Genomic DNA, 14,204 nt, shown 5'->3' on the forward strand with positions numbered 1-14,204 from the left:
CACTTATCTCCTGACGCCCGCTTCTTTGGGCAGGGCCACCCAAAAGCTGGCTCCCTCGCCTTCCTTGCCCTCGCCCCAAACCCGCCCACCGTGCCGCAGCACCACCCGCTTGACAACCGCCAGCCCCAGCCCCAGCCCCCTGAACTGACGCGGGCTGTGAAGCTGCTGAAACAGCGCGAACAAGCGCGACTTTTGCCGCATATTAAAGCCGACGCCGTTGTCCTGAACCGAAATGATGTATTCGGTGTTGTTTTCGGAAACGCCGATGCAGATGCGGACTTCGGAGCGGGTTTCGCTGAATTTGAGGGCGTTGTCGAGCAGGTGAAAAAACAGGAGCTGCAAGGTGCGGCTGTCGCCGGTGACGGTGGGCAAGCGGTGCTGCTCCCAGACGATCTGGCGGCCTTCCAACTCGCCCGCAAGCGACTTTTTGACTTCGGCCAGCACCTTTTCCAAGCTCACCGGAATAAACCGCGCCCGCTGCCGCCCCAGCCGGAAGTATTCGGTCAGCGCTGCGGCCAGCACCTGCACGTGTTCGGCAGCCGAAACCATTTCCCGCAGGTAGTGCTCACGCAGCGCTTCTGGATACACCGTTTGAGTGTCTTGAGGCGCTGGGGAAGCGGCGGCTGTGGGCGCGGGCGTGGCGGCGGGCTGAGCATGTTTGAGCAGGCCCGCGAAACTGCTGATGTGCCGCAGCGGCGTGTCAAGCGCCTGCATGGTGGACTGCACGAACAGTTCCAGCTCTTCGTTGAGTTCCTGAACTTGCACGGTGCGGGCCACGATCCGCGTTTCTAGGGTGTCATTGAGCGCCAAGATGGTGCTCTGCGCGGCTTTGAGGGCCGTGATGTCGGTAATGGCCAGCCGGATATCGCCGCCGCTGCTCAGTACGGCGTCGAGCTGGCCTTCGAGCGGCACCGTTGGCCCCCCAGCGCCTGCTCCCCCAGCGCTTTGCGGCAGCAGCCTGAGTTCTAGCCGCCCGCGCCCGCTGGCCGCGCCGCTGCCCAGCCGCTTGAGGAGGGTCGCCAGCGAGGTGCGCGAGGATTCGTCCACAAACAGCAAGAAGCGCCGGCCCAGCAGGTGCGGGCGGCTGAGGCCGAGCTGAGCGCTGCCCGCCGCGTTGACTTCCACGATATGCCCGCCCTTGTCGAGCGAAAAGTAGCCGACGGGGGCCATGTCGTAGAGCTCTTGGTACTTGTCGCGGGCAAGCTCTAAGGCCTGGTTGCTGCGCTGCAATTCTTCGTTTTGCAACAGCAGTTCCACCTGATGCACCTGAAGCTCGTGCTGCTGCGCTTCAAAGTCATGCCGAAGGTGCTGAAAATTCGCTTCACTGTGCTGCGAGGGTTGAGCTTGTAACTGCTCCTCGGCTTGCCGCCGCAGGTCGTCAGAAGACCAAACTGGAGCGGGCGTACTTTGCTGATCGCTCATGGCTGTCTTCTCCCTCACCGACCACCTCAACTGCTGAAGTGCTTTTAAGATAGCGGCTGCGGCCTTGAGATACCGCGCCACGGCGAACACTGTAAATTTTGTTCTACCTTTCTCACGCCCATCGATACTGAAAAGGGGGTCGCAGAACACGCGCCCGGTTCCCCACGCAGCGCAGATGTGAAGCGGAGATACAGCAGGGAAGTGCGGCAACTTTTGGAGCGCTGGCCCCGTAGACTGTAGATATGAAACCGTGGACGCCCGCTCCCCACCTTGCCCTGATGCTCTCGGCACAAGCCGAAGCGCTCGGCGCAGATTACCTCAAGCTCATTTATGCCGATGGGGTGTTTCAGGGCGTCAGGCCCATCTCGGCTGAGCAGCTGATGCGCGGTGAGCGCGGCTACGCCCTGACGCCCAGTGCCTACGGCGGCGAGTGGAGCCTGACGCTGGGAGCCAGCGCTCAGCAAAAAGAACTCGCCGACAAAGTGCATCTGACTTTTGTCGGCAACACGGTGGCTCTCACGGAAAGCGGAGCCACCATCGGCAAGTTGATGGCCCGCCTGAGTTCGGCGGCGGCCAGCAGCTGCTTTCGTGTCGGCTCCGAGCGCCTACCCGCCCTCAAAAGTTGGGTGGAAAACAGCGTGAGGAGCGGAGCGCGGGCTGACCTCAACACCGAGCGCTCGTTCGGGCCGCTGCGGGTGCAGCTGCTGACCCATCACGGGGGCGGGGGCGCTGAGGCCGCGCAGGACTTGGCCGAAGTGGACGTGCTGATGTCGCGCACCGGTCAGCCGGGTATAGGGGCCTGATTCGGCCGCACCGGAGGGTTCATTTCTGAAAAGCGGTTGGAGAGGGGAGGAGTTGGTCGGCTACGGCCCGCTCAGCCCGTTTCCAAAGTCCGGCGTGGCCGCTCAGATTCTAGGATCGGAATCGAAAGGCCCCGAGTGAGGTTGGATTGGGCCACATATCAGTATCCAGCCCATCACCACCCCGCCACCCACATACGAGCCTCTGCTGACCCAAGTACAACCGGCAGGTGTATAACTGGGCAGCGTCGGCAGAGCCTGCGGGCCAGTCGGCACGCTTGCCGTTCCCGAGGAAGTACCCGGCTGCTCATCCACGACCAGAGCGCTGGAAATGACTGCGCCGGACGCACTCATCATTTCTCTACAGGCCAACTGCCAGCCGTTTCTGTAGATCCAGCTACAACCGTCAGGCGGCGTCTGGTTTGGGTACGTCGGCAGCGCCTGAATCGGCGGTGTGACGTGCCTGACGGGAGCGCCCGTGACCGGGATCTTGATGCTCTGCATCTGCTGAACCGGCTGGGCCAGGGTTGCGGCGCGGGGTTGGGCGGAGGCGCTGCCGAGCGAGCTGGCGGCGAGGGCGGCCAGCAGCATCACCTGAACACCCCGGAACGCGCGGACAGTGAGCGGCTGAAGAATTTGGAGTTGGGTGACTTGGGGCTGAGCGGTCTGAGTCTGGACGGTCATCAACTTGGTCATGGCGTTTTCTCCTTGTCATCAAAGGGGGCGGCTCGGCGGGCGGTGGGTGGAAGCGGGGGGAGGCATTCGTTTGCTCTCCTCCTGCTCTGCGCCTACTGTGAACTTGCCCCCCTGAACGGTTCGTGAACAGCCATGAACGGTAACCCTTCAGGGACTTTTCCCCACTGCTCCGGTGATAAACTGCCCTCATGAAGCGCCTGACTCCAGAAGACGCCGCCCTGCTCGCCAAGGCTGAGCGCGGAGAGCGGCTTGACCACTCCGAAATCACCGCCCTCTACTCGCTGCCCCTCCCCGATGTGGCAGCGGTGGCCCACAGCTTGCGGCTCCAGCGCACCGACGCCGATACCGTGACCTTTTTGATTGACCGCAACATCAACTACACCAACATCTGCAACGTGGGCTGCAACTTCTGCGCCTTCTACCGCACCAAGCGCCAGAAAGACAGCTACACGCTCGATTTTCAGCAGATTTCCGACAAGATCGTGGAACTCGAAGCGGTGGGCGGTTCGCGCATCCTGATGCAGGGCGGAGTCAATCCCGAGTTGCCGCTTGAGTATTACACCGATCTGCTGCGCCACATCAAAAAGCACCACCCCAGTATCCGCATCGAAGCGTTCAGCCCCGAAGAAGTGCTGTTCATGGAAAAGACGTTCGGCCTCGACCTCGACACCTTGCTCGATACGCTTATCGAAGCGGGTCTGGACGGCCTCCCCGGTGCGGGCGGCGAAATTCTGGAAGACGACATCCGGGCCAAAGCCGCGCCCGCCCGTATTCGCAGCAACGATTGGTTCCGTATCCTCGACGCCGCTCAGCGCAAGGGCCTGTACACCATCTCCACGATGGTCATCGGCTTCGGCGAGAGCTACGCTCAGCGGGCCAACCATCTGCTCAAAATCCGCGATCAGCAGGACAAAGCGCTGCACGACTACGGCATCGGCTTTGCGGGGTTCGCCATGTGGAGCCTCCAGACCGAGCACACCCGCCTGCACGGCAAAGCGCCTGGAGCCTCGGCGCACGAATACTTGCAGCAGCTTGCCATTGCCCGCATCGCCCTCGACAACCAGCCCAACATTCAGGCGTCCTGGCCCGCGCAGGGCTTCAAGGTCGCTCAGGCGGCCCTCTATTACGGCGCGTCGGATCTGGGCAGCACCATGCTCGAGGAAAACGTGGTGTCGGCGGCGGGCGGACATGGGCGGCACAAAGCCACCGTGCGCGAACTCGTCCGGATTGCCCACGACGCTGGATTTAAACCCGCCATTCGCAACAGCTACTTTCAGATTTTGCGCTACCCCGACGTGCAAGCGGCGCTGGACATCAATCAGGGAGCCGAGGCCGAAGAGGAGCGGGCGGTGGGGGCCGGAGCCTGAGCATGTACCGTGCAGGCTGGATTCATTACACCAACGTCGCTCCGATTCTGGACGATCTGGTGTTGCCCGCTGGGGTCAACGCTGTGACGGGCGTGCCCACCCAGATGAACGCGGCGCTGTTATCGGGTGAAGTGGACATCGCCAACATCAGCGCGGTGGAGTTCATTCGCAACGCGGATCAGCTGGCCGCCCTGCCGGATTTCAGTGTGGCGGTGCTGGGGTCGGTCTACAGCGTCAATCTGTTTCACAGCGTGCCCTGGGAAGACTTAAAGCGCGTGGCGCTGACCGCCCAGAGCGCCACTAGTGTGGCCTTGCTGGAAGTGCTGCTGCGGGAAAGCGGCCTCTCGCCCAGTTTAGAACGTGCAGAGGGTACGGCTCAGGAACTGCTGGCGGCGGGCTACGACGGCGTGCTCAGAATCGGTGACAGCGCCCTGCGCGAGTGGTACGGCGTGGTCGGCCCGCTGACCGAGACCACCAGCATGACCGCCCTGCCGCACCACAAGGGCGGCGTGACCGTCACCGATCTGGCCCAGAAATGGTTTGAGCTGACCGGCCATCCGTTCGTGTTCGCAGTGTGGGCTTACCGCCAGAGTGCGCCGCCGCCCGCCGAATTGCTTCAGGCCATGCGGGTAGCGAGGCGTCACGGCATCGGACACTTGGAGGAAGTCGCCCAGCGCCACGCCCAGCGTCTCGGTTTGCCTGAGCGGGTGGTGCAGCACTACCTCTGGAATTTCCGCTATCACCTCGAAGCGCCGGACCGACTCGGCCTGAACGAATTTGCTGCTAAAGTCGCACCGAATCACCCGCCGCTGGTGTTCGGGCCTGCACTGCCAGGCGACTGAGCCGGAAGCTGGCCCCCCACCTGCAAAACGGGCGGCGGGGGCGCAGTCAGCTCCAGCACTTTGCCGCTTACCGGATGAACGAAACGGAGTTGGTGGGCGTGCAGCCAGTAGCCGCCGTCTCCGGGCAGGCCCGGCAGGTGGGTCAAAGGTAGGCCGCCCGCACCGTAGAGCGGATCGCCGAGAAGTGGCAGTCCGATGCTGGCCAGATGAATCCGAATCTGGTGGGGGCGTCCGGTCAGGATGTCCACTTCAAACAGAGTGTGGGAACTGGGGGTTTGCGGATTAGCCGTTCCGCGCCGTTCCAAAACCCGTGCCAAGCTGCGGGAAACTTTGCCCACCGGACTGGCCGCGTACACCTCACCCAACAAGGGGTGAGGCACCGGCCCAATCGGAGTGCGGATGTCGTAGGCGTCCTGCTCGGCCCGGCCCGCCGCGAGAGCCAGGTAGCGTTTCCCGATCTGCTGCTCTCGCCACGCTCTGCTCAAATTTGCGGCGGCGGCGGTGGTGCGGGCAAACAGCACCAAGCCCGAGGTGCCACGCCCCAAGCGGTGCAGCGGGCTAGCCTGCGGAAATTCGGCGCGAACCAGATGCAGCAAGGTGTGTTCCAAGAATCCGCCACCTGGCAAAGTGGGCAGGCCGCTGGGTTTGGCGACGGCCAGCACAGCGCTATCTTGGTGCAGCACCCCGAAATGCAGCGGCGCGGCTTCTTCCTTCCACGGTGGGCGCCGCCAGACTAAGTCTTGTCCAATCTGAAGCGTTTCAGCTCCGGCAGCGGGTACTCCGCTGAGCAGCACTTCGCCTTGCTCCAAGCGGGCTTGCCATTCTGCGGGCGTGGAATGCGGGTAGCGCCCTGCCAAATAACTGAGCAGGCTTTGGCCCTGCGCCCGCCCGCCGATTTGCTCGTGGTAAGCGTAACCGCCGTTGAGTGCCATCTGCCGAGTGTAGCGTTGACTAGTCGCCGCTTCATTACCGCTCCGTCATCTGATCCAAGCTGACGCAAGCCTAAAGAGCACGCTCATGTGTTCCCGCTAGGATACGTTTCATGTTGAAGGCTTTTCGCCCCTCGGCCTTGTTGGCCGCCTCTTTGGTGCTGTCGCTTCCCCTCACTTCGCTGGCCGCCGCGCAAACTGCTGCGCCTGCCCCCGCCCCCGTTCCCGCGCCTGCTGCTCCCGCGACGCCCGCACCTGCGCCTGCAACAACAGGCCCCGTGCGCCTGAGCGTGCCGAGCAACGCGGCCTCGGCGCTGGGCATTGAAGTCAGCGCCGTGGTGTCGGGCCGCTTGTTGGGTTGCCCCAAAGCCCTCAAACTCAGTGCCGGAGCGCTGTGCTTGTACGCCGCCAGCCCCGCCGCCACGCTGCGTCCCAGCATCAAAGCCAAGCTGGGCACCCGGGCAGGCGAGTGGAAACTGTCGGGCAAGGCCAGCAGTTTGGCCGTAAACACTGGCAAAACCTTAGCGCTGGTGCTGCTGGCCGAGATCTCAGCCAAGGAAACGCTGGTGGTCGTAGATACCCCCGCCGCCGCCGCTGCAACCGCGCCCAGTACGGGCCGTCCGGCCATGCCTGCCGGAGCCGTTAAGGGCGAGCCGTACTTGCTCGGCAGCGATCTGAAGGGCTTGGTGAACGTTACCTCGCTGGGTGCAGGCCAATTCAAGCTGGAGCGCAGCGGCCAGAGCGCTATGGTGGTTACGGCAGGCAAAACGGCGGCCCTCCTCGGCAGCGGCGCGGTGACGTTGCCGCTCGCGCCCGCCACCGACGGCAAGAATCTGGTGTTGCCTTTCTCGGCGCTGGGCGCTCTTGGCTGCACCTCCGCGCCCAACGGCAAAGTGCTGACGGTCTCGTGTGGCGCAAACAGCGTGGGCATCAAGCCGATTGTTTTTTGAGGTGAGGCGAGTTGGGGGGATGGCTCACTCTGCCCCTCAACTCATCTGATCTCTAATCACATCTAGCGTTTCCAAAAATGAATCCAAAAATTCGTCTTCCAAATCGAGGTCGCGGATCAGTTCGTCTTGGGCCGTTACCGACTGCGCCCGTGTCCAGCGCACGCGGGCGTTACGGGCTTCATAGACGTTGCCCATTCCGGCGATGTGGCGGGCCGCGTGCCGCACCGCTTCGGCCGGATCGTCGGTGGGAGCGATGGTGCTGAGGTTTCTTAGCCCACCTTGATCGTTGACCAAGCTGGCAATCACTTCTACGCGCTGCCCCTTGCGGCTGAGAAACACTTGATCGACCCGCCACATGCTGGTGGCGCGAATCGGGTGGGGGCGCTCTTTGCCGAGTTTGCCCGGTTTGCGCGACGAGCGGGCCATCAGACGGAGTCGGCTGCGCTGGCCGCGCCGGGAGGTGTCCAGTCTTGGGCGGTTTCCAAGCCCAGCAGCACCCGGCCCATTCCCTCGGCCAACGCTTCGAGTTCGAGGTCGCCGGGCAGTACGGTTAGCGGCGCGATCCAACCGATCTGGCGCTCGATGCGGTTCACCACGCTTTCCCAGCGGGCAATGCCGCCGGTGATCGCCACTGCGTGAGGGCGGGCGCTGAGAGCGGCGCTGTAGGCTCCGATGTTCTTGGCGACCTGATAAGCGAAAGCGTCGGCGGCCAGCTTGACGCGGCTCTCGGTTTTCTCGCGGCGCTCGAGTTCGCGCAAATCCGCCGTTCCAGTGAGGCCCAAAAAGCCCGCTCCGCTGAGCAGCAGCTTTTCGGCGTCGCTGCGCGGGCGGCTGTAAGCGACGTCGAGCAGGGCGCGGATCGGCAGCGTTCCGGCGCGGCTGGGAGTGAACGGGCCTTCGTCGAGCCGCGCACCTGTCGTGTCGATAATCTTCGCGCCTTCAAAAGCGCTGACGCTGATGCTGCCGCCGAGGTGGGCCACCACCACGCGGGCGTCTTGGAAGCGCAATCCCTGTTCGTGGGCGGCGCGGCGGGCCACCAAGCGGGCATTGAGGGTGTGCAGGCGGCTGAGGCGCTCCACCCCCGCCAGCCCCGACACGCGGGCCTCGGGGCGCAGCTCGTCCACATCTGGCGGATCGACGACGTAGGCCGGCACGCCGCGCGACTCGGCCAGGTGCAGCGCCAACGCCGCGCCGACATTGCTGGTGTATTCACCGTGCGGGTGGGTCAGCAGCCACTCGGCCAGCTCAGGCGTCACCCGGTAAGCTCCGGCCTGCAAATTGCCGATGAGGCCGCAGGCAGCCACCACCGCGTCGGGCTTGGGCCAGTCGGTGGCGGCGGTCATCAGATCGGCCTGCAAATCGCCGAGTTCCAGCGGCCCAGACAGCAGCGCCGAGTGCATCACCTCGGTTTTGTCGAGCTTAAGGCGCAGCAGCGAAGGCAAAGCGGGATTGTCGCCGCGCTCGATTTCGGCCAGGGCCAATTTGGTGCTGGTGGAGCCAGGGTTGATGACGTAGGCCAGCATTAGCCGTTAAGGTAGCAGATGAACATCCGTGAAGCTATACGGCCTGAGCATTTTATTAGGGAGATTCACCTTTTTTGTAAAAAACCACACACCGCAGCGTACTTTGACCTTCAAACTCTCCGAAGGGAGTGAGGGCGGGCCAGCTTAGCGGTTTCCTCATGCGTTACGCGCCGCATTTTCACGGGGTCTGGTTCTAATAAGGTCATTATGGCCAACCGCACCAACACTGTCCTCATTACTGCCGTCGTGGCCGCTGCCCTCGGGATTGGCATCGGAGCCACCGTCGGGCGCGGCGTAGTGCCGAGTGCTCAAGCGGTTCTCAATTCCAATGCCCAAACGAACACCGCCCAGAACACGGCGGCGACGTCCACCACACCTTCTGCCAGCGCCAGCACTGCGTCTTTGCCAAGTTCTGCCACCGCTTCTACTGGAGACGCCACCCAGCCGCTGCGGGCCGAGGGCACCAAGCTGGTGAGCGAGGCCAACACCATCTCGATTATCAAGCAGTACGAGCCGGGGCTGGTGTACATCACCACCGAGTCTCCGGCCAATCCCGACGCCTTTGGGCAGATGGGCGGCGGGCAGTCCGGCGTCGGCTCGGGCTTTTTTGTGGACGACAGCGGCGATATTCTGACCAACTACCACGTCGTCACCGAGGGCGGACAGGTGCAGGGAGCCACCATCAAAGTGCGGGTGCAAAACCAAAAAGTTCCGGTGGAAGCCGAGATCATCGGCCTCGCGCCGCAGTACGACCTGGCGCTGATTCGTCCCAAGAACATGCCCAAAGCCCTGATCAAACCGATTCCTTTGGGTGACAGCAGCGCCCTCGAAGTCGGCCAAAAAACGGTGGCGATGGGCGCTCCCTTCGGCTTTGATTTCAGCGTCTCGGAAGGAATTGTCAGCAGCGTCGACCGCCAGATTCCGATTGGTTTCAATTCGGGCGGTGAGGGCATCACCCAAAACGCCATTCAAACCGACGCGGCCATCAACCCCGGCAACAGCGGCGGGCCGCTCCTCGACAGCACTGGGCGGGTCATCGGGATCAATACCCAGATCATCAGCCCCGCCGGGGCGCAAAGTGGCGTGGGCCAAAGCGCGGGCATCGGTTTTGCCATTCCCATCAACACCGCCAAAAACCTGCTGGAGCGCCTCAAAGCGGCGGGCGGCGGCTTGGTGCTGGCTCCTACTATCGGCGTGAGGCCGGGCCTGCTGGCGTTTCAAACGACCGCCAACGGCAGGGTAGGCATTCCGGTTGATCTCAGCGCGGTGCCCAGCCAACTGCGCCAGCAATACAACTTGCCGCCGAGCGGATTTTTGATCGGGGAAGTGAGCGCCGGCACACCTGCGGCCAAAGCGGGCCTGCGCGGCGGGCAACTGCGCTCGGTGGGCGGCGGCCAAATCGCGGTGGGCGGCGACGTGATCGTGAGCGCCGACGGCAACCCAGTCGGCAGCATCGGGGATTTACAAGCCGCATATATTGGCAAAAAAGTGGGCGACAGCGTGAAGTTGGAAGTGGAGAGCGGCGGCAAGACCCGCAGCGTCGAGGTTACGCTGGATCAAAGCTCGTTTACGACCTTACCGCCCAACTGAACACCAACTCATTGACCCTTCTACTGTGTTTGTGAAACTTTAAAGCCGTGCCAGATCACCTCCGCCCGCTTTTGCCCAAAACCCCGCCGCCTAGCTTGACGCCGGAGACTCTGGGTGAGGCGGCAGCGCTGCTGCGGGCTTGGCATCTGGAAGCGCTGGCGGTGCTGGACGGCGAGCAGGTTTTGGGTGTGGTGACGCCCGGTGAACCAAACCGGATTCAGGCCGCGCCCCTATTGGACAGTTCGGCCATCTTGGACGAAGCCCGCGCCGCGTTGCAGTCCTTTCCCGCGCTTGTTGTTACTCAAGCCCAACGGTTCGCCGCTGTGCTGCTGCCCGCCGACCTCGCTCCGCCCGCTGCGCCGGAGTTGGCTGAGCGGGTTTGGTCGGCTCTGAGCGCCGCTGACCGGGAGCTGCTCACGGCGCTGAGTCTTCAAGTTTCCGGTGGCAGACTGGCCCTCGTCGGCGGGGCGGTCAGGGACGCTCTGCTGGGCCTTGCGCCAATTGACCTCGACATCGTGCTGGTCGGCGGTGATGTGGAAAGCTTGGCCCGTCAATCCGGCTTGCCGTTTTTGTTTCATCCGGCGTATCAAAACGCCACCCTGACGTTGCCGGATGGCCGCGCCGCCGATCTGGTCAGCGCCCGCATCGAGCGCTATCCGCAGGCGGGCGCTTCGCCGCTGCCGCATTCCGGCACCCTCAGCCAAGATGTGCTGCGCCGCGATTTTTCGCTGAACGCTTTGGCGTTGGTGATAGGCGAGGCGACGGGAGGGCAAACCAAGCCCGAACTGCACGATCCGGTGGGCGGCCTGGCAGATCTGCTTAACCGGGAACTGCGCCCGCTGCACTCCGACTCGCTGACCGATGACGCCTCGCGGCTGATTCGCGGCGCACGCCTCGCAGCCCGGCTCGAGCTCAGCGCCTCGCCGCAGTTGCTTGCCCAAGTGCCCTCGGCCCTCGCGGTGGCTGCCCAGACACCCCGCTTAGACGCTGAGCTGCGCTTGATGCTCTCGGAGCCGCGCCCGAGTCAGGTCATGGAGCGGCTGGAAAGCTGGGGCGCGGCTGTCCTGCTGCCCGCTGGAGCGCCCAGAGTTCTCGCCGCGCTGGACGCCTTGCCGCAGCGTCCCAGTGACGCGGTCTACGCGGCGGGCTTTTTGTCCAGCGTGGCCGATCAACACATGGCTGATCAACACGCTTGGCAAGACCGCTTGGCTTTGGGGCCACGTCCGGCAGCGCTGCTGAGGCGGGCAATGGATCACGAATATGTTTCTCCAGACAGCGCCGAGGCGACGTTGCGCGGCGTGCTGCGGCCTGACGCGTACATTCCACTGACCGGCAAAGATGTGCTGAACCTTGGCGTTCCTGCCGGGCCGCAAGTGGGAAAGGCGCTGGCCCGCCTCAGCGGGTTGCGCCAAGCGGGGCGGGTAAGCAGCCGAGAAGCGGAGGAAGCCGAGCTGCTTAGCCACCTCGCCACCTTGCCGAAATGACGGGCCTAAGTACAGCAAGATTACCGTTTCGAGATTCCGCAAAGAGCGCTCCATCCCTCCACTCCCATCTAGCCATACTTTTTCCATCTCTCGCGTCTTGGGCAAAGCGGCACCTACCGGGCCTGCCCGCTCCGCTCGGCTTATCTAAAGATAAACGTTGGCGTACTTAGTCAAACGCGCGGCTTAAAGTGCGGTCAGTACCTCAAGCGCTTTGACCTCCATTTTGCTGGCCTGCTTTTCCTGCTTCGCTTTGGGGGATTTCCCCGCCGCGCCGGTTTGCGCTTTGCCAGCGCTGAGGGCTAGGCCCAGCTTGCGGGTCAGGCTGGACAGTTGGGCCAACTCGTCTTTACTCAGGGAGTCAAACACGCCCACAACGCCTCTGACGTGCGGCGGCAGCACCTGCGCGATCAGTTCGCGCCCGGCTGGAGTGAGCGACACGATCATCACCCGCCGGTCTTGCTGGTTGCGTTCACGGCGCACCAATTGGGTTTTTTCGAGGTTGTCGATCACCATCGTCAGGTTGCCACTGGAGCGCAAAATCTTCTTGGCCAGCGCCTGCTGACTCAGTGGGCCGAGATGATAAACCGCTTCCAGCACTCCAAATTGGCTGGTGGTCAAGTCAAAGCGGGCGAGGTGGCGGTTGGCCTGCATCTCCACCAAATGCGACGCTCGCCAGAGCTTGATGTAGGCGTCGAGGGCAGCCCGTTCTTGGTCGCCTCCGGCGTATTTTGTGGGCATAAGTTCCATGCTGGGTCAGCGGGCGGCAAAGTGCAAGCGGCAGCGCTCAACACTGAACCGAGCCGAAATTTGGGCCGAGTTGAAATCGGGTTAGGACACTACTTGATGTGTAGTCCCAAATCCAGCCACAGCAGCGCGGCGTCACCCAAAAACGGCGGCTTGAAGCTGACCGCAGCCGCTTGCTGAGCAAATTCTGGCAGCGGCCCCCGGTTGGGCGGGGTGGCTGTCCAGACGGGAGCGCCGTAACTCAGGCCAGCCAATTCTGCTGCCCGCTGAAAGCCGGTGGCGAGGTCGCCGAGTTCGTCGACGAGGCCCGCGCCGAGGGCGTCTGCGCCGCTCCAGACCCGCCCGCGCCCCAGCTTGTCCACCTGCTCCACGCTGAGCTTGCGTCCCTGGGCCACGCGGCCAATGAAACGCTGGTACACCTCACCGATGCTGCGCTCAAGTTCGGTGCGCTCAGCGTCAGAAAAAGGCTGGGCAGACGAGTAGATCAGGGCGTTGTCTTGGCGCTCCACCCGCTCGGGCGTAAAACCCTGCCGCTGGTTAAACTCGCGCAGCACCGGCTTGCCTGTCACCACGCCGATACTGCCGGTGATGGTGTAGGGCGAAGCGATCACGTGTTTGGCAGCGGCCAGCACGTAATAGCCGCCCGACGCCGCCACCGCGCCCATTACCGCCACCACCGGCTTTTCGCTGGTCGCCACTTCGCGCCAAATCAAATCGGAGGCCAGCGCCGAGCCGCCGCCGGAATCCACGTACAGCACGATGGCTTTGGTCTGCTTGTCTTCCTTGGCCCGCTTAAGAGCGGCCACCACCGAATCCGAACCGGCCATCGCGCCGCCGAGCAGCGGCAGCGGCAGCGGGTTGTTGCGCGACTTGCCGGTGACGATGTTGCCCACCACCGGCACCAAAGCGATGCGCCCCTCTCCGCGCTTACTGCGCTCCGGCACCAGCAAATCGAGCACCGCCGAAAGGGGCCGTGCCGCCGGGCCGATCAGTTCGTCCTCGTAGGCCACGCTGCTGAGAATGCCGAGTTCATGCGCCCGCGCCGCGCTCGAAACACCCTCGCTGAGCCACTGGCGCACCGCACCTTCGCTGACTCCCCGTGCCTCGGCCAAGTCGGCGGCCCAGGCATCTTCCATGCCCCGCAGCAACTCGGCCGTTTGGTGGCGCTGGGCGTCGTCCATGTAATCTTGCGAAAAACGGGTCAGGGCGCTTTTGAATTCGCCAATTCGCAAATTTTCAAAATCGATGCCGTGCTTCTTCAGGAACGCGCCGAGGTAAGTAATTTCAGCCCCGAACCCCTGCAGCATGAATTCTGCCGATTCCGGGGCCACCACTTCGCCTGCGCCCGAGGCGGCCAGCAAACTGGCTTTGGTGACGGTGGGCAAGTAGCTGACGGTGCGTTTGTGATCGGACAAGCGCCGCAGCATGGCCCGCAAGGCGTGGGCACTGGCAAGGTCGGCTTCAAAAGAGCCGAAGCGCAGGAGAACGCCGTGGAGCCAATCGGCTTTGCTGAGCTTTTCAAACTTGACGGCCAAAGATTCCAGCGTTTCGCTGCGGTTGAGCAGCGCGGCAATCGGGTTGCTCGGCTGGCGGGCAGGCAGCGGCCCGCTGATGTCCACCACCACCCACGTCGGTTTGGTCACGCCGTCGGGCAAGGCTGCGCTGCTTTGTTTGGGGCCAAAGGGAATGTTCATAGTCTCTAAGGTACGCGGCCTGAGTGAAAAGCGTCCCCGCCCCGGCTAAAGGCTGGCCCAAGCCTGGCCCGCCCAACAAAGAGGCCCGCACGTTCACGGGAAACGTGCGGGACCTTAAGACGGAGTTTAAACGACGCGGCGAGCCTTGTCGCCCACTCCACTT

The 14,204-nt window shown here is 63.5% G+C and carries 13 protein-coding genes; 6 read left to right on the plus strand and 7 right to left on the minus strand.

Annotation, left to right across the window (positions count from 1 at the left end; all coding sequences use genetic code 11):
- Window positions 1-3 precede the first annotated feature (3 nt).
- On the minus strand, window positions 4-1,422 hold the full coding sequence (locus tag EHF33_RS13370) for a sensor histidine kinase (protein WP_124872495.1): 1,419 nt from the start codon (window positions 1,420-1,422) through the stop codon (window positions 4-6).
- A 242-nt stretch (window positions 1,423-1,664) separates the two neighbouring features.
- Here EHF33_RS13370 and EHF33_RS13375 point away from each other — a divergent pair, with 242 nt between their 5' ends.
- On the plus strand, window positions 1,665-2,225 hold the full coding sequence (locus EHF33_RS13375) for a hypothetical protein (protein ID WP_124872498.1): 561 nt from the start codon (window positions 1,665-1,667) through the stop codon (window positions 2,223-2,225).
- A gap of 102 nt (window positions 2,226-2,327) precedes the next feature.
- Here the strand turns inward: EHF33_RS13375 and EHF33_RS13380 are convergent, their stop codons facing one another.
- Window positions 2,328-2,918: a hypothetical protein gene (locus EHF33_RS13380; protein ID WP_124872500.1), complete on the minus strand. Its 591-nt coding sequence runs from the start codon at window positions 2,916-2,918 to the stop codon at window positions 2,328-2,330.
- 188 nt (window positions 2,919-3,106) lie between these two features.
- On the opposite strand from EHF33_RS13380, the gene EHF33_RS13385 reads away from it, so the two are divergent.
- Window positions 3,107-4,285: a CofH family radical SAM protein gene (locus EHF33_RS13385; protein WP_124872502.1), complete on the plus strand. Its 1,179-nt coding sequence runs from the start codon at window positions 3,107-3,109 to the stop codon at window positions 4,283-4,285.
- Window positions 4,286-4,287: 2 nt separating this feature from the next.
- Window positions 4,288-5,127 carry a menaquinone biosynthetic enzyme MqnA/MqnD family protein gene (locus EHF33_RS13390; protein ID WP_124872504.1) on the plus strand — a complete coding sequence of 280 codons (840 nt, stop codon included), beginning with the start codon at window positions 4,288-4,290 and terminating at the stop codon, window positions 5,125-5,127.
- On the opposite strand, the gene EHF33_RS13395 is transcribed toward EHF33_RS13390, so the two are convergent.
- Window positions 5,085-6,059 (minus strand): pseudouridine synthase, encoded by a 975-nt coding sequence (locus EHF33_RS13395; protein ID WP_124872506.1) that lies wholly within the window; start codon window positions 6,057-6,059, stop codon window positions 5,085-5,087. The two genes, EHF33_RS13390 and EHF33_RS13395, sit on opposite strands and share 43 nt — an antisense overlap.
- 110 nt (window positions 6,060-6,169) lie before the next feature.
- Here EHF33_RS13395 and EHF33_RS13400 point away from each other — a divergent pair, with 110 nt between their 5' ends.
- The gene (locus EHF33_RS13400) at window positions 6,170-7,006 is read left to right on the plus strand and encodes a hypothetical protein (RefSeq protein ID WP_124872508.1); all 837 of its coding nucleotides are present in this window, start codon (window positions 6,170-6,172) and stop codon (window positions 7,004-7,006) included.
- Window positions 7,007-7,042: 36 nt separating this feature from the next.
- Here the strand turns inward: EHF33_RS13400 and EHF33_RS13405 are convergent, their stop codons facing one another.
- Window positions 7,043-7,432, minus strand: a complete 390-nt coding sequence (locus EHF33_RS13405; RefSeq protein ID WP_124872510.1) for a hypothetical protein — start codon at window positions 7,430-7,432, stop codon at window positions 7,043-7,045.
- Window positions 7,432-8,529: a butyrate kinase gene (locus tag EHF33_RS13410; protein WP_124872512.1), complete on the minus strand. Its 1,098-nt coding sequence runs from the start codon at window positions 8,527-8,529 to the stop codon at window positions 7,432-7,434. The genes EHF33_RS13405 and EHF33_RS13410 overlap by 1 nt, the downstream gene beginning before the upstream one ends.
- A 207-nt stretch (window positions 8,530-8,736) precedes the next feature.
- On the opposite strand from EHF33_RS13410, the gene EHF33_RS13415 reads away from it, so the two are divergent.
- Both EHF33_RS13415 and EHF33_RS13420 read left to right on the plus strand, forming a co-directional pair.
- Window positions 8,737-10,119 carry a S1C family serine protease gene (locus EHF33_RS13415; protein ID WP_124872514.1) on the plus strand — a complete coding sequence of 461 codons (1,383 nt, stop codon included), beginning with the start codon at window positions 8,737-8,739 and terminating at the stop codon, window positions 10,117-10,119.
- A gap of 47 nt (window positions 10,120-10,166) precedes the next feature.
- On the plus strand, window positions 10,167-11,603 hold the full coding sequence (locus EHF33_RS13420) for a CCA tRNA nucleotidyltransferase (RefSeq protein ID WP_241191182.1): 1,437 nt from the start codon (window positions 10,167-10,169) through the stop codon (window positions 11,601-11,603).
- 183 nt (window positions 11,604-11,786) lie between these two features.
- Here the strand turns inward: EHF33_RS13420 and EHF33_RS13425 are convergent, their stop codons facing one another.
- Together EHF33_RS13425 and EHF33_RS13430 are read right to left on the minus strand one after the other, a co-directional pair.
- Entirely contained in the window at window positions 11,787-12,341 is a 555-nt protein-coding gene (locus EHF33_RS13425; protein WP_124872516.1) for a MarR family winged helix-turn-helix transcriptional regulator, read from the minus strand.
- Window positions 12,342-12,439: 98 nt separating this feature from the next.
- Complete coding sequence (locus EHF33_RS13430; RefSeq protein WP_124872518.1) at window positions 12,440-14,041, minus strand: S49 family peptidase; 1,602 nt, start codon at window positions 14,039-14,041, stop codon at window positions 12,440-12,442.
- Between the last annotated feature and the right edge of the window lie 163 nt (window positions 14,042-14,204).

It is taken from the genome of Deinococcus psychrotolerans (genome assembly GCF_003860465.1).
GTDB lineage: Bacteria > Deinococcota > Deinococci > Deinococcales > Deinococcaceae > Deinococcus > Deinococcus psychrotolerans.